The following is a 16103-nucleotide window of genomic DNA, read 5'->3' as shown; positions in this document are numbered from 1 at the left end:
CTGGAACGCCTGGTCATCGGCAGGCCGGAAAGCCTGAATCTGAGGCGCGCTTATGCCTGGCGATACCTTACGTCCGGACCCCACGACCCTGACAGGCAGGCATGGTGCTGATAACTGGCTGTTCCATCTGCACATAGCTTGATCTGCCACAGAATTTATGCCTACTTGTATGATAATCTTATCTAATTGCGCCGCTTTGACTTTTTAAAGCTTTTGACCAAGATATTGGGGGGCGCTGTTCACCGGTTAAAAGCAGCCATTTGGGAAAGTATACTTTCGTGAACTACCGTGAAACCTTGGAAGCTATTCGCCGGATTCTTGACGCCCGTCCCGATTTGGCTGTCCGCCATGACCTTGCCAAACAGGTAGTGAGGGCTTTCAGGGTACCTGCCTTTTATGAAATGAGCCAACGGTGCAACCTGTGGTGCGAAGGTTGTTATTATTTTGAGAACAAGGATAGAAACGCCCGACAGGATGAACAGAAAATCGAATCCTGGCAGGCGTTTTTTGAAGCTGAGCAGCTGCGGAATGTCTCCATGGCTTATTTTGTCGGGGCGGAGCCCGCGCTGGAGCAAGACCGACTTCGGGCCGCCGCTGGGCGAATTCCTTACGGCAAGATCGGCACCAACGGCACAATACCGATCGACAAGGACATTCCGTTCCGGATCGGGGTATCTGTATGGGGTGACAAGGAAACCGACACCCAGTTGCGGGGCGGGTCGGTGTTAAAAAAAGCGCTGCGCAACTATGAAGGCGATCCACGCGCCATCATGCTGTTCACCCTGTCTCCCTGGAACCTGCACACTGTGCCAGAGGTACTTAAAATGTGCAGGGACCATGGCATCCCGCTTACGTTCAGCATTTTCTCGCCGACGCAGACCTATATGGAAAAAATTCAGGCGCATCAGGCACCTGACAACCGTTTTTACCGGGTTGCCGCCAGCCGGGGCGCGCCGGTTTTTGATGATGATGGCCTGAAAAGGCTGAAGGACAGCTTTTATTGGTCTCTCGATAATTTCGCCGACACAGTTTTGTTTTCGGAAGCTTATGCCGACTGGATTTGCAAGCCCGGTCCACTGTATCAACTTGATGAAGAAGGCGTTGCCACCAATTGCGCGTCGCGTATACGCCGCCCCTTGCGCTATCACAACGCCCAGCTTGAAAGTATAACGCCAAAATGCTGTACGCCTGACATCGATTGCTCGGAATGCCGGCTCTACAGTGGGGGCTGGTCGAGCAAATTTGTGCCGGAAGCCCAATATCTGACCTCGCCGACCGCCTTTGAACGATGGCTCGACATGCTGGAGGTGCTCGGCAGGATCTTTCTGTATCCCTTGCCCGAAATATACCAGAGCCTCAACCAAAGGGAACCTGTGCGGGAAACAGCCTGAACGGTGCCTTGGTATTCCCCTCAATATCCGCATCCTGACCGACAATGACCTATTTCGTTGAAAAACTCTTGTTGAATGCTGTTTGAGGCTCTGATTCACTTGTTTCTGTCAGAAGCGGGAGGATCGAGCGATGATGGGTCGGCAGGCATGTGGCCCGCCCAACACTGTAAAAAACAACTTTTCGGATTTTGGAAAGTGGCATCTCAGAAAACCCAGGTATTTCTGCGAATCTTCCGGGTTTTTCTGAGAACTCTCAATGAGGGTTCTCAGAAATAGCTGGACACGGCCACCTGCATTTCCGCCATTTCCCTTATGCTATTCTCAGAAATAGGTGGACGTTTTCTCACAAATATCTGGAAATTTGCAATGGTTCTCAGAATTAGTTGGAAATTCATATTGCCCCTACACGAGACTGCCTTGGAGAAACGTGAGAAGGATATTGCGGGGGCCATCGAAGAGCAATCCGCTGTGACTCAGAAGATATCTTCCAACATGCAGACAGCATCAGGAGCGGTTAGTGACATCAACCACAACTTGACGGACCTTTCCGAAAACACAGAAGCCGCAAGCAAACTTTCTACTGAGGGGATCGACCTCTATCGAACACTGAAATAGCTCGGTGGCCAGCACAGCAGATATAAGGATCCGTTCCCGGTTCACCATCGAACCGCTGGCCGTTTTCAGCCTCTAGTCCCGAAATTCTGCCAAGTATCGCATGGTAAGCTCGGGCATCTTGACCTTGCTAAGCGGGTCCTTCGACAGTGAGGTCAGGCGAATTGTCTCCCAGCGCTCTCCACGCTTCGCGGGCGACACATCCTCTGTATATCGCTTGAAAGCACCGCGAACATACCTGGCACCAGCACCATACCCCCTTATATTTCAATACCTTATAAACACCCCAGCGTAGCTTGAGCGTATCGAAGCAGCTAAACATCTCGTTTCAAACGCCCAAAATTCCCCAAGGTCTATCCAAAAAGCTATCCCGCAACAATGCTCTAAAACTGAACTGAGGTCTGTGCGGTCTTCGAGTATTGAATTTACATCCCCAAACAGAGGTTATACCTTCAAGCCCCACGCCATAACTGGCAGTAGGATATCTGGCTTTACGGGAATTGCAGGCAGTGCGGGACACCAGCAGCAGACGCGAACGAATAATCGATATGCTGCGCCGGCAAGGCAGCGTACAGGTACTGACACTGGCGGATATTTTTTCGGTGTCGACGCAGACCATCCGCAAGGATCTCGAGTTTCTGGCCAAGCGGGGCATCGCAACCCGTTCCTATGGCGGTGCGCTGCTGAACGACAGCCACGGCCCCCGAAGCGAAGCCGCGCTGGAGTTAAAGCAGCAGCGTCATACGGATGAGAAAAGCATGATCGGCAAACTGGCCGCCAGCTATATCTCCCCCGGGGACAGTATCATTCTTGATTCCGGCACCACCACGCACAAGATTGCCGCGAGTATCGACGACGACATGGAAATTGTCGCCGTCACCAACGATTTCGGCATCATGTCGGAACTGACGCGCTGCGAAAAGCTGCAACTCATCATGCTGGGTGGCAGCCTGAGGCGCAAGAATATGGCCTTCTATGGCACACAGGCCGAATATGCGATGAAGAACCTGCTGATCGACAAGCTCTTCCTCGGCGTGGATGGCTTCGATATCGACAAGGGCATCACCACGCATTATGAGCCCGAGGCCTCGCTCAACCGAATGATGTGCCAGGCCGCAAACGAGGTGATTGTGGTGACCGACAGCTCGAAATTCGGCCGCGTATGCCTTCACAAGATTGCGGACCCCGTCGCCATCACCCGGCTTATCACGGACTCCAATATCCCCGCGGATTTTGCCCACCGCTTGCGTGACATGGGCGTCGAGGTGATCACCACGAATCCGGTGGAATAAGCTAGCTGGCGATGGCGAGTGTATCTGCGGAAAGAGCGCCTAACGCTTCCGCAGAAAGCGGAGCCCCGGCAAGCTTCGCCGCGTAGATGGCCGCGCCGACAGCAGGTGCAAAGCGCGGCTCCACCAGCTCATAATGCGCATACCGTGCCCTCAATGCCCTGCGGAATGGCTGCTTGATGAGATCGCCGGCCTCAAACACACCACCCGAATACGACACCGGAACGGTCTCTTCTTCCGTAAATTCCAGCGACCGCCTTGTGCTGTCAACAATTGAGGCCAGTTCGGTCGCCGCGTCAGCAAAGATACCGAGTGCGTAACCGTCTTCCGCCCGGGCCGCCGTTGCGACAAGCTGGCTAAGGGCCGCAATCCGGTTCCGCTCCCCACGCCAGTCGCCAAGGACGATGCCGGAGATATCAAGATCATCCCGCACAGCAAAATGGCGGCGAAAGATATCGTAAAGCGGCGTGCGCGGACAGCGTCCGTCACTCATCTTCGAGAAACGCGCAAGACCAGCCCGGCCGATCCAGTAGGCAGAGCCTTCGTCACCAAACAGTTCGCCCCAGCCGCCACACCGCACCGATTTCCCGGCATTTTCGCCATAGGCTATGGAGCCGGTGCCTGCAATGATATTGATACCGTCCCGGCAGGAAAGTGATCCTGCCCAGGCATTGATCATGTCATTGTCGCAGCGGTAGTTGCCGAGAGGAAAGAGGTCGATTGGCAGCGCGTCCAGAAGCGGCGATGTCTCGCTGTCCTCGCCATAAGCCGGCAAGCCGAAAAAGGCGAACTCAACGTCTGCCAGCGGGATGTGAGAACGAGCCAACAGGGCCTTCACACCCTGTTCCAGCACCGCCTTCGCCCCGTCATAGCCGGCGCTCAGATAGGAACATGTCGGGCCGACATGCCGGGCAAGCAGATGCCCCTCCGCGCTCACAAGCGCAAAGGCCGTTTTGGTTCCGCCGCCATCAACTCCGATAAACACGCGCATGTTCCCTTATCCGACTTCCGAGACTGCCCGTCCCTTGGCCTTACCGCTATGGTCGTGGATTGTCACGCCCTTGACCACCCGGTTCACGGTACCCGAGGCGCTGGGGCTGTCGGGTGCATTTCCCAGGCAAAGCGCATGATAAAAGGCGTAAACCTGTGCAAACAGAATGTAGGGGAATAAAAGCAACGTATCATTTGCGTCCGGCAACCCTTCCACCAGCATATAATCGCCTGCCATTACACGAGGGCATGCCTGCGCCACGATCGCGATCACCCGGCCAACTTCACCATCCGCCCGCAATTCGTCAAGAAGATCGAGATCATACTGCCGGGTATAGGGATCGTTCGAGACAAACATTATCACCAGTGTCTCCCGGTTGATGATGGTTTTGGGGCCGTGCCGGAAGCCAAGCGGGCTATCGAAGGTGGTGACCGTTTTGCCGTCCGTGAGTTCGAGCAGCTTGAGCGATGCTTCCCGTGCAAGACCCTTCAAGCCCTTGCTGCCCAGATAGACCACACGTTCAAAGTTGATGTCGGCAATCTTCTGCAGCTCGCCGCCGAAATGCTCGAGCACGGCGCTGCCGGCAGTAGCCAGCGCTGCAATGTTCGCCTCTGTCGTAAACTGTGGCAGGAAGGTGCCGAGTGCCGCCAGCATCATGCAAGAAAAACTGGAGGTCATGGCAAAGCTGCGGTCATGGGTGCGCTCAGGCAATGCGATGGCAAAGCAGTTGGCCCGCTTCTGGCACAAGGTATAGAGCTCGCCCGACGTATTGCATGTCACCACCAGATGGTAGGTTCTCTCGACGCATTCGTCGGCAAGGGAAACAGCAGCCATGCTTTCGGGGCTGCTGCCCGACCGGCCGAAGGACACCAGAAGCGTCGGTATATCGGCCTGGAAATAGTCTCCCGGCCCGGAAACGAGGTCAGTCGTAGCGATCGCATCCACACGGCGCCCCAGCCGCGACGCCAGCACAGGCTCAAGGCATTCCCCGATGAAAGCGGATGTTCCGGCGCCTGTGAGGATGATCCTCAGCCGGGGATCGTCAAGAAGGGGTTTGAGAAAACCGTCAAGAGCGGGCCGGACTTTCGCGAGCAAGTGTGCGGTTTCCTGCCAGGTCTCGGGCTGCTGTGAAATCTCGCGGGCGGTCCAGACGGCGTTCTGGCTTTCAAGGACATCTTCGGGAATATTCAAATACATCATGCGGGGTCCATCGCTTCGGCCTGACTGGCGGCGGAATACATTGAAAGTACGGTTTCAATCCGGTGGATGATCAACTCTTCGGCTGTATTGCCGATCCGCCCTTCCCGCACCGCGCGGTATTCTTCGGGCATATACTGGCTGATCATCGTCAGGGGGGGTGGTGAGGCATTCAGGCTCGCCACCAGTTTGGCCACAGCTTCCTCCACCTTGGGCTGGGCCCAGTAGTAGCGGATGCGGTCGCTGTAGGAATATTCAAGATCGAGGCGCTGTTGCGGCCCCTCGGCAGCGTAATATTTCTGCCAGTGGGCGGGGTTTCCTTTCATGGCATCAAGGACAGTCTGGCGCACGTTCGCCGCATCCCCGGGCGCCACCAGTGCCTGCTCGATCATATCAAGCGCCAGAAGCGCCTGCCGGAGCGCGTAGGTGAGCGCCGGACCAACCTTGAGTATGGCAAAATGATCGCGTACCAGTGCCGCCAACGCGGAGGGGTTCTGGTAATCGGTTGAATGCGCCTCGAACACCATCGTGGGGAACTGTTCGATAAATCGGCTGAGTGCTTTGGCCTCACCGGGCACATAATCCACCACCTTGTGATGGTCGAACTCCACCCCCGGCTGGACCACAAGCCCCACCACGCGCGGCCAGACATAGGCAAGCCCTGCGCCCTCGAACGCGCGCTTGTGGGCATAGATGGTGGCTTCCGCCGCTTCGGGCGAGGTGACGGCAAGGCTGTCCAGGTCTTCGGTCGCGCCGCCCGGCACCGGCACTTCGGTGCCGATGATATAGACCGGCGGTTCGCCGCCCACGCCCTTCCACGCGGCTTCCGCAACCTTGCACAGGCGCACGGCACGGGACGCGACAATCTCGTCTGTCAGCGGCACCGGGTCGCCCGCGCAGGACATGGAACAATCCAGGTGGATTTTCCTGAAGCCTGCACGCACATAGGCATCGATCAGCACGTCGGACCTGTCCATGGCCTCATCCGCATCCAGATGCTGCCAGCAGTTGGGGCCCAGGTGGTCCCCGCCAAAAAGAATGTCCTTGTGGTCAAACCCGACCTTGTCGGCAATGGCATATACCCGCGCGACAAAATCGGCCGGGCGCATGCCGGTATAACCGCCGTCCTGATTGACCTGATTGGATGTGGCTTCAATCAGCACGATGCTGTCCGTGGCCTCGCCGTGCCTCAGGGACGCCTCGATCACCAGCGGGTGCGCCGAACAGACGGAATAGATGCCGACCGGGCTGCCGCCTTTGTGCGCGGATACGATATCCTGCATCACCTGCATACTCATACTCCTACAACGTCAAGCGGCTTTGCTGTTTCCCAGCCACCGCGGGTAAAATCCGGGATGTCGACACTGTTGCTGCGGTTGGCCACACTCTCCGCCGACAAGGGGCCGATGGCCGACCATGCGGCAGCGTCATAGACGCTCTGGTCAAGTGCCTCACCTGCGCGCAGGCAGGCGACAATGCGCCACATCATCACGAGGTCCATACCGCCGTGCCCCCCGTGTTGTGCGGCGAGGTCCGCCGTTCCCGTCCAGAGCGGGTGATCAAAGCGTGCCTGCCAAGGCGCCATGTCGGTGTCCCAATCGGCATGCTCATCCTCCGCGCCAGCAAGCGCGATACGGTCGGGGAAGCTCGCGAAGGCGCCCTTTGTGCCCTGGATGAGGTTCAACCGGCTGTAGGGCCGCGTGGTTGTGGTGTCGTGCTGCACCATGATGCTGCGGCCCATCACCGTCTTGATCAGGGTGGTGTTCATGTCTCCCGCGATAAAGTGCGCCTGCCGCCGTGGGTGGCCGGCGGGAAAAATCTCCGCCGCATAGGCCGCGCGGCCAAGGGCCGGGGAACTGACGGATGTCAGATAGTCAAACCGGTCACCCCGGTTGATGTTCATATATTGCGCGACGGAGCCCAGACCGTGGGTCGGGTACAGGTTGCCGTCACGCCTTGTGTGCCACGGCGTACGCCATGACCCGGTGTGGCGGTCCATATCCTTCATCTGGAAGCGCAGTTCATGGATATAGGCGCCTTCGCCGTGGGTCAGCTCCCCCAAAAGGCCGCGGCGCACCATATTCAGCACCATCAGCTCGGACCTGCCGTAGCAGCAGTTTTCCAGCATCATGCAGTGTTTGCCGGTGGCTTCGCTTGTATCTACAAGCGCCCAGCAACCTTCAACGGTTTGCGCGGCGGGCACTTCGACAAAGGCGTGTTTGCCGCTTTTCATCGTCTCCACCGCCATCGGCACATGCCATGACCACGGGGTTGAGATGATCACGGCGTCGATATCGTCACGGTCGAGCAGGCGGCGGTAGGCGTGCTCGTCCCCGTTGATGAGATCGGGGCGGTAGCCACGCGTGCTTTCCACCTCCGACGCCGATTTTTCAAGCACGTCGTCATACAGGTCCGCGAGCGCGACGATGCGTACGCCGTCAAGCATGATGAGGCTTCGCACGTGATCAAACCCGCGCTCACCGACCCCGATCAGGCCAAAGCGCACTTCGTCGAGCGCATTGGCCCGGAGCGGCCCGGCGTTCGTCCTTTGCGCAGCCGTTACCCCGCGCGCCGCCACAAGGGTCGTGCCCACAGCACCGGCACCAGCGAGGAACTGCCTGCGATTTGGTCCCGCGTGCGTCATTCGTTTTCGCCTTGCAACGGATGGGCTTCCTCGGGCTCCGCCGCCAGAAGGCCTGCGGCCACAAGCGCGAGCACAATACCCGCCAGGCGGTAGCCGCCCGGCACCACACCAAGAAGCGCGAGCGAGATGATCGCGGTCGTGAGCGGGGCACCGGCATTGGTCATGGGAGAAACCACCATGGCCTTGCCGAACCGGAAGGCATAAACGAGGCAGAGCGCGCCAATGGAATTCAGGATCTGGATGAGCGCGGCAAAATAAGGCCCGCCAAGGCCGAAACCCCAGTTGATCGGCTGGCTGAAATCGGTCATCGCAAGCGCGACGGGGATAAGCGCAAGGCCCGTCGCCATCATGTAGAAAAAGATACTTTCGGCATGCATGCTCTCGTTCGAAAGCTTCATGAAAAAGGCCTGAACACCCCATGCCCCCAGCACGATGAGCGCGAGCAAGTACCAGCTTGTGCCATAGTCCGCCACGCCTTCCGTGCCGCTATAGTCGAAAAGCGGCAGCGCAATGAGTGCGAGCAGGATGCCGACAAAGCCCAGCGCCGTCGTGCGTTCCTTGAGAAAGAAGAAGGACAATACAATTGTGACTACAGGCGAGAGCGAAATCACCGGGAAGATGAGATAGGCCGGACCGGTCTGCACCGCGTGGAACAGCACCATCTGCCCGCCGGCGCCGAGAAAGCCGATGATGCAACCGTAGAAAATCGACTTTGCGTCATATTGCAATTGCCATTTGATGCGTGCAAGCGCCCACAGCGCGGGCGGCACCATCGTCACCGCCCAGACGCAGTAAACCAGGGTTTCAGGGAAGCCATGCTCGGACGAGATACCGGTGAAAGCGCCCCACAGGCCCCAGAAGATCACGGTGACAAGGGCGTAGACAAGCCAGGGTTTGGAGGTCATGTTTCTCTTCCCGCCCTAGTTCGCCGGTTTGCTGAGACGCAGGATTTTGGCCTCATGCCCTATGACCTCGACCGTATAGGGGATGTCGTAGGTGCCCTTGTCCTCATGGTCCCAGAGGTCACGCACGGTCGCTCTCTCCCACTGCAGGCCAAGGTCGCGTTTCCAGCTCACCGTCATGTCTACCGTCGTGCCGTTGCGGTTGAGAAGCGCGACTGCCCAGCTGCCGTCCGACAGTTCCTTGGCGTAAATCTCATGGTCGCCGTCGTCGCGCACTTTCTCCGCCTGCAGGCCAAGCGCGTCCTGGCTGATGGCGATCACTTCCTTGTTGGTCAGCGTCTCCAGCGTGTAGCGGTCAAGGTCGCGAATGTCCGAGCCGACAAGAAGCGGCGAGGCCAGCATCGCCCACATGGAAAAGTGGGTGCGGTATTCAATGTTCGAGGCACCTGCGCCCACAAGCGTCTTGCTCTTGCCGTCAAGGCCGACGATCAACATGTCAAAATCGTTCCACTGGCCGGGCTTGGCATAACGGCCAAGCTCCACGCCGCGGTCGATCATGTCGAGCACGTCAAAATAATATTGCTCCCGGTTTTCGGGATAATCGAAATCGTCCGAGATATCCTGCCCAATGCGCCAGTGGTTGGCGCCGATGTCGCCCGCCCATTCCCAGACATTGGTCCAGCCGCAGTGACAGGTATGGTAGACCACATCCTGCTTCTCCGCGATCAGCGCCTTGGACATTGTGAGGAAATCCCGCCGCACGACTTCCGCGCTTTCATTCACGTGGGAGCAGCAGGCGTCATATTTCAGGTGATCGATGCCCCAGCTCGCGAACATGGCTGCGTCTTCGGCCTCATGGCCCGCGCTGCCGGTATAGCCCGCGCAGGTGTCCTTCCCAGGGCCGGAATAGATGCCAAGCTTCATGCCGCGCTCGTGCGCATAATCCGCCAGATATTTGATGCCCCGCGGGAATTTCTCGGGGTCATATTCCAGCGGGTGATCCTCGCGGCTGCCCTCATAACGCTGCCAGCCGTCATCAAGATTTACATAGACATACCCCGCGTCGCGCATGCCGTTTTCGACCATGGCGTCGATGGTCTCGATAACGAGTTTCTCATTGATGGCGACACCAAAACCGTTCCAGCTGCTCCAGCCCATCGGCGGCGTTTTCGCCAGTCCATTGCTCATGTTCAGCGCTTCGAAGTTCGTTATCTTCTCAGGCGAGGCGGGTTCTGTCGCGTGCACTCCACTTCCGAGTGCAAGCGCCGCCAAGGCTGCCATGCCGGTGAGGCGAACGGTTTTCAGTAAGGTCATCATGCTGCTCCAACAGGTCTTTCATCACGTGGACCGGCACCGAAGTGCCGGCCCTGTGGTTGAGGAAACGACGGGGAGAGTGGGAGACCCCGCCTCATGCGATCCTCAGAAATTATAGCTCGCGCCAAGGAAGAAACTGCGGCCCCAGCTCTCGAACCCGGAGACGAGGCGCGGGTCGCCAAGGTAGGCCCGTTCCTGCGCGTTTGTCAGGTTGTTGCCCTTCACATAGACGTCGATGTCATCCGTCAGGTGATAGTTGAAGGACGCGGAGACCCAGGTTACAGCCTCGCCGGTTGACGGCACACCCTCGATCGGACTGTAGAGGGAGACAATGGTCTTGCCGCTATAGTCAGCCGATACCATGGCTTCGAACTTGTCGTTCGCATAGATGCCGGCGAGCGAGTAGGCATGCTTGGAGACACCTTCAAGCCCCTCTTCCACGCCGTCAATCTTCGCCTTGGTGTCGGTATAGGTATAGTTCGCAACCACGCCGAAACCGTTCTCAAAGAAATACTGCAGGCCGACCTCGAAACCCGTCACCTTGGCGCTCTGCCCGTTGACCGGCTGCTCGACATAGAAATCCTGACCCGCGATCGGCACGTCATAGGTCGCCTGCGAGGTGACAAAACCGTCGATATCCTTCCAGAACACCGCTGCCGTCAGCGCCGAGCCTTCCTTGAGATACCATTCAAGCGCCACGTCCATCTGTTTGGCGGTGATCGGCTGCAGGTCCACATTGCCGTCGACATACATCGAGAAGTCGCCATCATAGGCATAGTCTTCCCGGGTGGGTGCGAGCTGGTTGAGGGACGGCCGCGCCATGGTTTTCGCGGCCGCGAAGCGCAGGATCAGATCATCCCGCAGCCAATAGCCCGCATTCAGGCTGGGCAGGAACTTGGTGTAGCTGCCGCTGTCGGACTGGGGCACCGCCTCACTATAGGTCACCTCATAGTGGCTGGTGGCCCCACCGCTGTCCTGAAACACGATACTGGTGATCTCGTTCACCGCGTAATCGACGCTGGTCTTGGTGTGTACAAGGCGGCCTCCGATATTGGCAAACCAGTTGTCACCTTCGAAATCCACCTGCGCGTACCCGGCCCATGTTTCCTCAGCAACCGCGTAGGATTTCACGGCATTGCGAACCGGCGTCATCAGGTCTGAATAGTTTTCGGGATAGGTTACACCGTTGATGGTTTGCCCGTCGGATGCGCGCAGCGCTTCCCAGTAGGCATCGATATCGAACACGACGAAAGTGCGCGGGAAATCACCGTCCACCCCGGACATGAAATTATCGATCGGCATCGGGCGCACCACATCAACGCCGACGTCACCGAAAGTGAACGGGTAGTCACAGTAGTTACAGGCGTTCTCGAGATTGTCGACCGTATCGCGGCGTTTGTTCCGCTTTGTATAGGCGCCGCCAATCTTGATGGCGGAAACCACATCCATATTCGGAGTGAACTCAAGGTCTAGGGTAGAGCCGTAAACCTCGTCATGCACATCTGTGCCGCCCAGCTCCGCCCAGTGAACACCGTAGTCGTCGTTGCCGAGGTCGGCAAGCGTGCGCCCGTCTCCAAGCTCCATGATGATGCTGGGCAGGCCGTTCGGGTTCAGGCTGAAATAACCGGTATGGTCGCCCGCCGCGCCCGCCACAACCCAACTGTCCTTGCCGCCCGAGAGGCGTTTGGCATTCGAATAATAAAGGTCACCTGTGACACGGAAACTGTCCGACACGTCATATTTGCCGTTCCAGCCCACCTGATAGGTATCAACCACACGGTGTTCGTTGCGCGTTACCTGCTCGGGCACCAGACCGTGTACGGTCATGCCGGTGACAAGGCCGTTATCGATGACAAGATCGCTCCAGTTGCCATATTCGCCCGCATCGCTTTCGTCATAGTATTCTACGTAGAAAGCTTCGGTGTAGCCCACTGCAGGTGAGTCAAGCCGGGTGAACAAGCCGTCAAAGGTCATCTCGAACCTGTCGTTCGGGCGGAACTGCAGCGCGCCCGAAACTGCCCAGCGCTTCTTCTGTTCGATCCATGTGCCAATAGAATAGCAGCAGGGCGAGGTGAGCACATCGGCGTCACCAAGCGCAGCTTCCGCACCCACATCACCTGCGGACGGCCAGTCCTGGTTGAAGTGCATTTCGCCAAGGCCGTCGGAACGGGTGGTCTTGTCGGAATAGGTAAACCCGAACAGCACGCCGACCGTATCGTCGGAGAAGGTCTGGCTCACCACGCCGGAGAACTTGTACCCCAGGTCTTCCGACAGGGTGTTATAGTCCGCCTCCCCGCGCACAGTGGCGTTGAAGCCCGGACGGTCCAGCGGGCGGGCGGACCGCAGGTTGACGGACCCGCCGATACTGCCCTCAAGCGCGCTCGCGGAAGCGGATTTCAGTACGTCTGCGCCCGAGATCACTTCGGACGGCAGCACATCAAAGGCGAAATCGCGGCCATCGTCATCCGTTGCCAGCACGCGATTATTGAGGGTGACGATGCTGTATTGCGGCGGCAGGCCGCGCACAGTGACATATTGCCCTTCGCCGCCATGGGCACGCGAAATGGTGATGCCGGTGATATGCTGCAGTGAGTCAGCGACGTTGGCATCGGGAAACTTGCCCAGTTCCTCGGCCGAGATGGAATCCAGCACCTGCTTCGCGTCGCGCTTGGTCGCAAGCGAACGTTCAAGGCTCGCGCGTTTGCCGGTGACGACAATTTCCTCGAGCTGCATGTCCTCCGGGCTGTCACCCGTATCCTGCGCGAGAATGTTTTGACTGAAAAAGCTGAGCCCGAGGACGCCACAAAGTGCGGTGCGCGAGGCCAGATCAGAGAATTTTCTTACCATTTTCCCCACCTGTTTCCGGTGTTTTATCATTTGAAGGGCCAAATGACGCCGTGCTTGCATCACACGGACAGGTGGCGCCTCCTCCCGAAACAAACGATAATGAAACCTTCTTGAGATGCAAATATATTCACAACGAAATATTATGAAGTCTCAAAATGATATAAAATGAAATATAAGAGGATGCGATTGAAGCTTTTGGACCGGGCGTCCGCAAGCATCTCAAAAAGAAGCCCTCTGAGAATCGCTACATGGCATGAGGCGGAATATCGTTCCTGATGACGCCCATAGCCCTTCTCCCACAGCCACGCCTCAAACTTGAAGATAGCATCAATACCTAGGCAACCTGCTAAAATACCACTTCGAACGAAGTGGGATCGCGCGTGCTGTTCTACGGTATCCAAGCCCATTACGCCGTCGCCATGACGCTTTATCGTGCACTCATACTATCTAGAGCTGGAAAATCTCACTATTTTGAGAACTGTCTCAATAACATTGAGAACGGACATCAATGACAGTTCTCAGAAAAAGCTGGACACCGTCTCTGGTGCTTCCGCCATTTCTGGATTGAATTTCTCAGAGATAGGTGGACGTTTTCTCAGATAAAACCGGAAATTCCATCATATTTTCGAAAATACATGGAAATTCCAGATATACCCTGTGTGACAGGCTTCCAAGATATTATCGCGAAATGACGTAAAGTTCGACGTCACTCAGATAACGCCAGTTGATCGCTAACCAGGCCGTAATATCGTCCGCGGGACCGGATGAGGCTCTCATGCGTGCCTTGCTCCACAATCCTCCCGCATTCGAGCACGATGATATTGTCGGCCTTGCGCACAGTGCTCAGGCGGTGTGCAACAACGACACGGGTGCGACCAGTCAGGGTCCTGTCGAGGTTCTCGACAATCTTTTTCTCATTCTCCGTGTCGAGCGCGCTGGTTGCTTCATCGAAAAACAGGAAAGTCGGGTCCTTGTAAAGCGCACGCGCGATCAGTATGCGTTGCTTTTGCCCGGTGCTGAGGGCGAGCCCGTCATTACCGACCCGTGTCATCAGACCGTAAGGCAATTTCTCGACAAATTCGCGCACGCAGGCGATATCCAGGCAGCTTTCGAGGCGCGGCATGTCCGTTATTTCATTCTCAAAAGTAATGTTGCGTAGAATGCTGTCGGAAAAAATGAACCCTTCCTGCATCACCGTACCGCAGCCCGCCCGCCACGCACGGATATCAACGGTCCGGAGGTCGAGACCTCCCACCCGGATAGTTCCCGCCTCCGTGTCGTAAAGACGCAACAACAGCTTCAGAAGCGTGGTCTTGCCGGAGCCGCTCTGTCCCACGATTGCAGTCGTTTTGCCATGGGGGATCCGCAGTGAGAGATGATCGATAACAGGATTCGCATCGGGGTCGTCATAGCGGAAGCAAACATCCTCTAGCACGATATCGCCGGTAACGACCGGGACGGGCTCACTCACAATATGGCCTTGCTGCTCAACCTCCGTCTCGGTGGCATAGACATCCTCTATGCGTTCCGCTGCAATCGACGCATCCTGCGCAAGTTTAAGGAACTCAAGGCTTTGCAGCAGCGGCGCAGAAAGCTGGCCGATGACAAGACTGATCGCCATCATGGCACCAAGCGTAAGCTCACCGGATATGGCAAGGCTCGCAGCAATGAAGGCGCATAGAACCGCCATAAGCTGAAGCCCCATGGTCGCACCAACAAGCTGCCACTGTTCTACTTTCATCGCCCGGATGCCGACATGAAAGAGCCCGGCCCGCGTCGCTTGCCATTCGTCACGGTACAATGCTTCGCAACCACTCAGCCGCATCTCCTGTGCGCCGGAGACAAGCTGCATCTCCCGAAACTGGCTTTCCGCCATCAGGCCGAAACGCTTGAAATCAAGCGAGCGGCGCAAAGCCATGAAGCGCCAGGTCCAGAAAACAAGAAAGCAGACGCCAACCATAAAAGTCAGTAAAATCAGCCCGCTGTAGCTTGCCAGCAACACGCCATAGAGCAGGACCGACAGCAGGGTGAAAACAATCTCGAAGGCATTTGAATTCAGGAACAGCTCGATTTTCATATGGTCACCGAGCCGCCCGACGATATCGCCAAAATTGCGCTCATCGAAGAACTTCATCGGCAGGTTGAGGAGCCGCGCCATAAAGCGTGTAATCAATGTATGGTTCACGCGCGATGATACATAGACCAGTATCCAGCGGCGGCAAAAGAGAGCGACACCCTGCCCGGCCAGCACAAGAAACTGACCGATGAGCAATACTTTGAGGATGCCCATGTCACCAAGTGCGACACCTGCGTCTACCTGCGCCTGTGTGAAGAGCGGCAAGGCCACGGTAAGGGCAAGGCCAACGACCATAACCAGTATAAGCTGCGTAAGAGGCCTGCGTTCCCTAAACAGGAGCGGCAGCACCGTGCGCAAACCAAGGCGCTCCGGCCTATCGCCGTCAAATGTCTGCCGGTTGCCTGCGTGCGTGAAGAATATACTGACACCAAACCTCTGTTCGTCCTCACTGATGGAGGTCCAGTGGCGTTCAAGCTCATCAAGCGGCAGTTTGACAACACCGTCGGCATAGGGGTCCGAGACATATGCAATACCCCGGCGGATATCATGCAACACCACATAATGATTCTGCTTCCAGTGCAACACCGTCGGGAAAGACCGAGTTTCCTTCAGGTCATCCACCGTACACATCATGGCCCTGGCATGCAGGCCATATTGCTCGGCGGCGGTGCAGAGGTTGAGAACCGACACACCCTGTCGGGTCTTGTGGGTCGCCTTTACCAGTTGGTCATAGGGGACACGGATACCGAAACTTTCCGCCACCATGCGCAGGCAGGCGGCACCACAATCCATGGCATCACGTTGACGGAAATGCGGATGGCTCCGGAAAGTAAACATTG

General features: G+C 57.2%; 10 protein-coding genes. 2 read left to right on the top strand and 8 right to left on the bottom strand.

All coding sequences use genetic code 11. The features are described from left to right. The first annotated feature begins 278 nt into the window (after nucleotides 1-278). Nucleotides 279-1391 (top strand): hypothetical protein, encoded by a 1113-nt coding sequence (locus tag OEU85_RS03230; protein ID WP_262690001.1) that lies wholly within the window; start codon nucleotides 279-281, stop codon nucleotides 1389-1391. A 1097-nt stretch (nucleotides 1392-2488) separates the two neighbouring features. Next, complete coding sequence (agaR, locus tag OEU85_RS03225) at nucleotides 2489-3295, top strand: transcriptional repressor AgaR (RefSeq protein ID WP_394805381.1); 807 nt, start codon at nucleotides 2489-2491, stop codon at nucleotides 3293-3295. Nucleotide 3296: 1 nt separating this feature from the next. Here agaR and OEU85_RS03220 read toward each other — a convergent pair whose 3' ends face one another. The 8 genes from OEU85_RS03220 to OEU85_RS03185 form a co-directional block, all read right to left on the bottom strand. Next, nucleotides 3297-4283, bottom strand: coding sequence for an N-acetylglucosamine kinase (locus OEU85_RS03220; RefSeq protein ID WP_394805376.1), 987 nt, complete (start codon nucleotides 4281-4283; stop codon nucleotides 3297-3299). 6 nt (nucleotides 4284-4289) lie between these two features. Beyond that, nucleotides 4290-5480, bottom strand: coding sequence for a sugar isomerase (locus OEU85_RS03215; RefSeq protein ID WP_394805380.1), 1191 nt, complete (start codon nucleotides 5478-5480; stop codon nucleotides 4290-4292). Next, complete coding sequence (locus OEU85_RS03210) at nucleotides 5480-6772, bottom strand: D-tagatose-bisphosphate aldolase, class II, non-catalytic subunit (protein ID WP_262689997.1); 1293 nt, start codon at nucleotides 6770-6772, stop codon at nucleotides 5480-5482. Before OEU85_RS03210 ends, OEU85_RS03215 begins: the two co-directional genes overlap by 1 nt. Before the next feature lie 2 nt (nucleotides 6773-6774). Continuing rightward, a complete protein-coding gene (locus tag OEU85_RS03205) occupies nucleotides 6775-8124 on the bottom strand; it encodes a Gfo/Idh/MocA family protein (RefSeq protein WP_262689996.1) in 1350 nt (449 codons plus the stop codon). Then, nucleotides 8121-9029 carry a DMT family transporter gene (locus OEU85_RS03200; RefSeq protein ID WP_262689995.1) on the bottom strand — a complete coding sequence of 303 codons (909 nt, stop codon included), beginning with the start codon at nucleotides 9027-9029 and terminating at the stop codon, nucleotides 8121-8123. The genes OEU85_RS03205 and OEU85_RS03200 overlap by 4 nt, the downstream gene beginning before the upstream one ends. Nucleotides 9030-9044: 15 nt before the next feature. After that, on the bottom strand, nucleotides 9045-10343 hold the full coding sequence (locus tag OEU85_RS03195) for a glycoside hydrolase family 27 protein (RefSeq protein WP_262689994.1): 1299 nt from the start codon (nucleotides 10341-10343) through the stop codon (nucleotides 9045-9047). Nucleotides 10344-10445: 102 nt separating this feature from the next. Beyond that, nucleotides 10446-13187: a TonB-dependent receptor gene (locus tag OEU85_RS03190; RefSeq protein WP_262689993.1), complete on the bottom strand. Its 2742-nt coding sequence runs from the start codon at nucleotides 13185-13187 to the stop codon at nucleotides 10446-10448. Between the two features lie 706 nt (nucleotides 13188-13893). Next, nucleotides 13894-16101 (bottom strand): peptidase domain-containing ABC transporter, encoded by a 2208-nt coding sequence (locus OEU85_RS03185; RefSeq protein WP_262689992.1) that lies wholly within the window; start codon nucleotides 16099-16101, stop codon nucleotides 13894-13896. Nucleotides 16102-16103: the final 2 nt, after the last annotated feature.

This window comes from Kordiimonas aestuarii (assembly GCF_025574465.1).
GTDB lineage: Bacteria > Pseudomonadota > Alphaproteobacteria > Sphingomonadales > Kordiimonadaceae > Kordiimonas > Kordiimonas aestuarii.
This window is presented reverse-complemented; position numbering and strand designations above follow the sequence as displayed.

Excerpts from the sequence above, each read along its gene's own strand:
- OEU85_RS03195 (WP_262689994.1), bottom strand. The coding sequence starts at position 10,343 with ATGATGACCTTACTGAAAACCGTTCGCCTCACCGGCATGGCAGCCTTG.
- OEU85_RS03215 (WP_394805380.1), bottom strand. The coding sequence starts at position 5,480 with ATGTATTTGAATATTCCCGAAGATGTCCTTGAAAGCCAGAACGCCGTC.
- OEU85_RS03205 (WP_262689996.1), bottom strand. The coding sequence starts at position 8,124 with ATGACGCACGCGGGACCAAATCGCAGGCAGTTCCTCGCTGGTGCCGGT.
- OEU85_RS03210 (WP_262689997.1), bottom strand. The coding sequence starts at position 6,772 with ATGCAGGTGATGCAGGATATCGTATCCGCGCACAAAGGCGGCAGCCCG.
- OEU85_RS03185 (WP_262689992.1), bottom strand. The coding sequence starts at position 16,101 with ATGTTTACTTTCCGGAGCCATCCGCATTTCCGTCAACGTGATGCCATG.
- OEU85_RS03220 (WP_394805376.1), bottom strand. The coding sequence starts at position 4,283 with ATGCGCGTGTTTATCGGAGTTGATGGCGGCGGAACCAAAACGGCCTTT.
- OEU85_RS03190 (WP_262689993.1), bottom strand. The coding sequence starts at position 13,187 with ATGGTAAGAAAATTCTCTGATCTGGCCTCGCGCACCGCACTTTGTGGC.
- OEU85_RS03200 (WP_262689995.1), bottom strand. The coding sequence starts at position 9,029 with ATGACCTCCAAACCCTGGCTTGTCTACGCCCTTGTCACCGTGATCTTC.